This window comes from bacterium, from assembly GCA_024224155.1.
Lineage (GTDB): Bacteria > Acidobacteriota > Thermoanaerobaculia > Multivoradales > JAHEKO01 > CALZIK01.
Window position 1 is genome coordinate 1 of sequence record JAAENP010000530.1, and the last position, 4,761, is coordinate 4,761.

The window sequence follows — 4,761 nt, forward strand, 5'->3', positions numbered from 1 at the left end:
CGCGTAACCCAAGCTACGCCTCCGCACGGAGGATCGCCAAGTCTCGTCTAACGGACCGGGGAGAGTCGGGAATCGGGACATCGCGCTGCGCTGCCCTGCTGCGAGATCAGGACGTGGCTTCCCTACGAAGTCTTATCGGACCACCTTCATCGAGAGGATCTGGCCGTATGCGGCCGGCGCAGCCGGCGACCCGACGGCTCCTTACCGTTGGTATCAGTTTCACTTGGGTCTTGACCTCTAGGCTCAGCCCTCCCGCACCGCGGTAGGTCGCCTGCCGAGCGAGGTCCATGCCCCAAACCCGGCCAGACCAGCCACGATCGCGAGGGCGAAAAGCGACGTGCCGAAATAGGAAACGCTGGGATCCAGCGTGACCGGGAAAACGACTAAGACACACATCGTGAACATGCCGGTGACCGTGGCGAGCAGGCCGAACCGGGTGATGAGCCAGGAGAATAGAGCTGCCATGAGGAGCCCGAGCGTCACTCCGAGCCCTTTGCCGCCGAGTAACACCGGGGGCGCGAAGGCGCCGATAAACAGCACGAAGAGTGGCACCGCGAGCCACTTCCTTCGAACCAGAACGAGGAGAGCGATCAGGACCGACAGGAACCCGAGGGAGAGCCAGAGAGTGCCCATCATGGTCGAGGCCAAAGCGGCGAAAGCGACTCGGCTGCCGAGGAGAGGATCCGTGGTGGGCGTGTGGAAGACCCAGATAGGGTAGGAGGTCGGAAAAGGCGGGTCCGACCAGCCGAGCCACTGCGGGATCAGGAAGTAGAGCACGTGCCCGGGCAGTACAAGGAAGAGGCCCCCGACGGCACCCACCAGGAGGTGCTGACCCACCAGCGGGTCCCGCACCCGACCCGCGAGCAGGCGGCTCCACGAGATGAGAGTCCCGGGCCAGAGACGCCGCGTGTGCGGCTCGATTGCCACGTAGAGCACCCAGGCCACGGCCGCGACGAAGAGACAGCGAGCCACCGCGTTGCCCAGTAGGCTGATCTCGTACCCGAGGCGGGGAACGTGATGACCCGCGAAGACCCACCAGAGCAACCTGAGCGTGAACACTGCTGCGGCCAAGCGGCTGGCTCCCCGGCGGTCCCCTCGCCCGAGCCGGAGGTTGCGCAGTGCCAAGATCACGGGCAGAACGACAATCATCCAGTTGAACGTAAGCCAGAGGATGATCCAGGAGAGGCCCCCGGGAGCCTCCGTCGTAGTTTTAGGAACCTCGTCTGAGCCGGGTTCGGTCCAGTTGGGGGAGGAAGGCAGGATGCACTCGAAGAAGGTGGGTCTTGCCCCGGCAGCTGCAGCCTCGATGCGGACGGGGAGCCCCAGCTCGGGGAGGGTTCCGATCCATGCGGCCCGCACCTCGGAGAAGGCGCGGGGCTGGCGGGTCGGGGTCGCCGGCTGGAAAGCACTCATCTCGAGCCCAGCGGCATCGAACATTGGCCGCCAGTCGGCGAAGGCCGGCGACGGGCTCTCCAGGGAAACGGCCGCCGGCACGACGGAAAAAGCGCGCAGCCTGCCGCGAAGGTCGGTGATCACCGAGATATCTCCTTCCCGTGCCGGGGGGTAGTCCGCGGTCACTCTTCCGGTCCAACTGAGAGGCTCGAACGGACGCGGACTCTGCCTGTACTCGAAGCGCAAGGCGACCTGTCCGGGGGCCGCGAGGGGCTGCCAGCGCGACGGACTGCGGTCGGTGGCTGCCAGGAAGCGGGTATAGTCGAAATCCTGGCTGATGTAGTAGACCAGGTCTGTCGGTGGCTCGTCGTAGCCGAGGCCGGCGAGCATCTCGCGGGTGTCGTCCACCAGTACTGCGACCGGCTTCATCGGCGGCACCAGGCCGAAGACCGACGACTTGGGCGTCAGATAGGCGACGATGCCGAGCAGGGCCAACGTCACGACCAGCAGGAGGCCAACGATTCCGGGTCGGAGCCTCCCTTCCGGCCCCGCGGCCGCCACCATCTCGGGCGACGGCGTCTCGCCGGCCGCCAGGGCGGCGGCCAGAGGGTCGCCGCCCGGTAGCGTAGCCGCGACCTCGAGCGCCGCCGACGGCCTTTCGCCCGGATCCTCTTCGAGGCAGCGCAGAATCACCCGCTCGACGGTCGGGTCGATCCCCGAGACGTGACTCGACGGCGTCGACGGCGGGCTCTCCCGTGCCCGCCGCACCTCCTGCCAGCTAGTTCCCTCGAACGCTCGCTTGCCGGTGAAGAGCTCGTAGAGAAGCAGTCCCAGGGCGTAGAGGTCGCTTTGGACCGAGACTCCTTTCCCCGCCAGCTGCTCGGGGGACATGTAGGCGGGCGTTCCCGCTATCAGCTCAGCACGCTCGAACTCCCCCACGAATCCCGCCAGCCCGAAGTCGGTGATCCGCACTCGCCCGCGTTCGTCCAGCATCACGTTGGCCGGCTTCAAGTCCCGGTGCAGGATCCCCTCGGCGTGGGCCGCCGCCAGGCCCGCGCAGAGCTGCTGCGCGATCTGGGTTGCTTTTTCCCGCGGCAGCCGGCCGATCCGCTTGAGCAGTGACGCCAGGTCCTCGCCCTGGACGTGCTCCATCGACAGAAAAAGCTGCCCGTCGGTCTCGCCCACGTCGTAGACCCGGCAGACGTTGGGATGGGCGATCTGCCGCGCCAGTTTGATCTCGTTCAGGAACCGCGCCTTGACTTCCTCACTGCCGGTCAGTTCCTGCGACAGAAACTTGAGCGCCACCGCCTGGCCGAGCTTGAGATCGTCAGCGCGGAACACTTCTCCCATGCCTCCACCGCCCAGACGGTTGACGATCCGGTAGCGTCCAGCGAGGAGAGTTCCCGGCAGGAAGCGGGCGTCGTTGGCTTCGGGTGGGCGCGAGCGGGTCGAGCCGGACCCCGGTGTGAGCGCTGGCTCAACGCCCGCTTTGTCATGCTTTATCTTCTCCTCCGCCTCCTGGATCAGCGTTGCCAGGTAGTCGCCGGCCGGGGAGTCGAGAAGTCCCGTCTGCCCTTCCACCTCCAGGAGCGCTTCGATTTCGGCGCGCAGCTCGTCGTCGTGTTCGCACAATGCCACGAGCCGACCGGGTCGTTCGGCCTCGGGCAGCTCCAGCAGCTCGTCCAGGAGGACCGCGATCCTCTGCCACCGGGCCTTGTCGACGGGTTCCGTCATGACGGTGCCTCTCGGCTCAGCTCCCGGTGCAGAAAGATGCGGGCTCTGCGCCAGTCACGCTTGACCGTTCGAGCCGAGACGGCGAGAGCCTCGGCGGCCTCCTCCACCGAGAGTCCACCGAAGAAGCGAAGTTCCACGACCTGACCCAGCCGGGGCTCAATCTTCTCGAGTCGGGCCAGCGCCTCGTCGAGGGCGAGCACCTCGGCCGCTCGCTCTCGGAGCGGTACCTTCCCCTCCTCGAGGGTGACCTTGCGCTCCCTACCGCCCCGCTTCTTTGAGGTTCGTTTGCGCGCCTGGTCGACCAGGATCTGGCGCATGGCTCGGGCGGCAACGGCAAAGAAGTGTCCACGGTCGTTGAACGCAGCGCGACTTCGGTCCACCAGCTTGAGATAGGCCTCGTGCACCAAAGCCGTGGTTACCAGGCTGTCACCGGGGACCCGGCGGGCGAGTTGGCGATGCGCCATGGCGCGAAGCTCCCGGTAGACCAGTGGAAAAAGGTGATTGGCCGCCTCCCGGTCCCCCTCTCGCCACTCTTCCAGGAGCCGTGTGATTTCGACACTCTGATCGCCGCTTTGCGCCATCGATTCGCCGCCGGCAGACTGTACTGGCTTGTCTGGAGCCTAGCCGCTGGCGTCGGGGTTGGCAATTTGGCCTGGCCACTGGGTTTTTGCTCTGCCGGGCCGTTGATTCGCCCGCCGCCTCGCGCGGCGCAGCTGACTCGAGCGCCTTACACATGGTGAATAGCCTCCTTCTTCACTAACGGGCACGGAGCCAAAAAGGGGCCAAGGACCTTGCAGGTCGACCGAAAGCTTCGGGCTAGCGCTCTTGCATAGCAGGCCCCGGTCGTGGGTTCGGCACAGTCTCGTGCCTCCAACGCTAAATTGACAGTGGCACGTCTGGCACCTGGTGGGCACGGGGAGCCGTCATGCCCGAGCGAATGCGCTCTCTCAGCAGCCCGCTCTCACCGGTCGGCTGGTAGCACATCAACTCTGAGCGCAGTAGGAATTTGGTTTTCGCGCAGCGAGCTAGTTACTGCTAGTAAGACACGCTCGTGCCGATAGGGGCGACATATCGGACCGTTCGGTCGCCGGGTCCGACGCCGAGGATCTGGCCTCCTTCGACGGCGTACCTTCTTCGGAATCGGTGGGGCCGGTCGACGGCATAGCGAAGCCGTCCGTCACGAGCACGTGGGTAATGAGGGGTGGAAGTTGAGCAACTCCCCCGAGGTCTGCAGGAACCCGGGACGTAGCCGTGTGCCCCGAAGAGCCCGGTTTCATCGTCGGACGCACTGAAAGGAAGAGGAAGAGTCTGCTTCTTGACTCAGATATTAGAATGATCTAACATAATGTGTGATATTTCTAACTGGGTATCTCACGAGAAGACCAAGGAGCAACCATGAACCTCAAGCGTGCCCTTCCACTCATCCTGGGTGTCGTCGGTGTGCTACTTACCCTCGCCGGGATCTACAAGTGGCTGGACGATGGTTCCCTGACCACCAACGCCCGGATCCTCCTCGGGGCGGGGCTAGCACTGGTCGTGAACGTGATACTCGCCTGGAACCGGATGAAGCGTGCAGCCAGCCGGAAGGCAGGCTTCCCCCCCGAAGATGAGTTCTCCCGCAAGCTAAAGACTCGA

3 protein-coding genes are annotated in these 4,761 nt (G+C 65.2%); 1 reads left to right on the forward strand and 2 read right to left on the reverse strand.

Features of this window, described 5'->3' with window-relative positions; all coding sequences use genetic code 11:
- Positions 1-243 precede the first annotated feature (243 nt).
- Positions 244-3,126, reverse strand: a complete 2,883-nt coding sequence (locus tag GY769_24835; GenBank protein MCP4205149.1) for a protein kinase — start codon at positions 3,124-3,126, stop codon at positions 244-246.
- The gene (locus GY769_24840) at positions 3,123-3,707 is read right to left on the reverse strand and encodes a sigma-70 family RNA polymerase sigma factor (protein ID MCP4205150.1); all 585 of its coding nucleotides are present in this window, start codon (positions 3,705-3,707) and stop codon (positions 3,123-3,125) included. The genes GY769_24835 and GY769_24840 overlap by 4 nt, the downstream gene beginning before the upstream one ends.
- A gap of 814 nt (positions 3,708-4,521) precedes the next feature.
- On the opposite strand from GY769_24840, the gene GY769_24845 reads away from it, so the two are divergent.
- Positions 4,522-4,761: hypothetical protein (locus GY769_24845; GenBank protein MCP4205151.1), on the forward strand; the 240-nt coding region annotated here is incomplete at its 3' end.

Coding starts and splice junctions, on each gene's coding strand:
- GY769_24840 (MCP4205150.1), bottom strand. CDS start 3,707: ATGGCGCAAAGCGGCGATCAGAGTGTCGAAATCACACGGCTCCTGGAA.
- GY769_24835 (MCP4205149.1), bottom strand. CDS start 3,126: ATGACGGAACCCGTCGACAAGGCCCGGTGGCAGAGGATCGCGGTCCTC.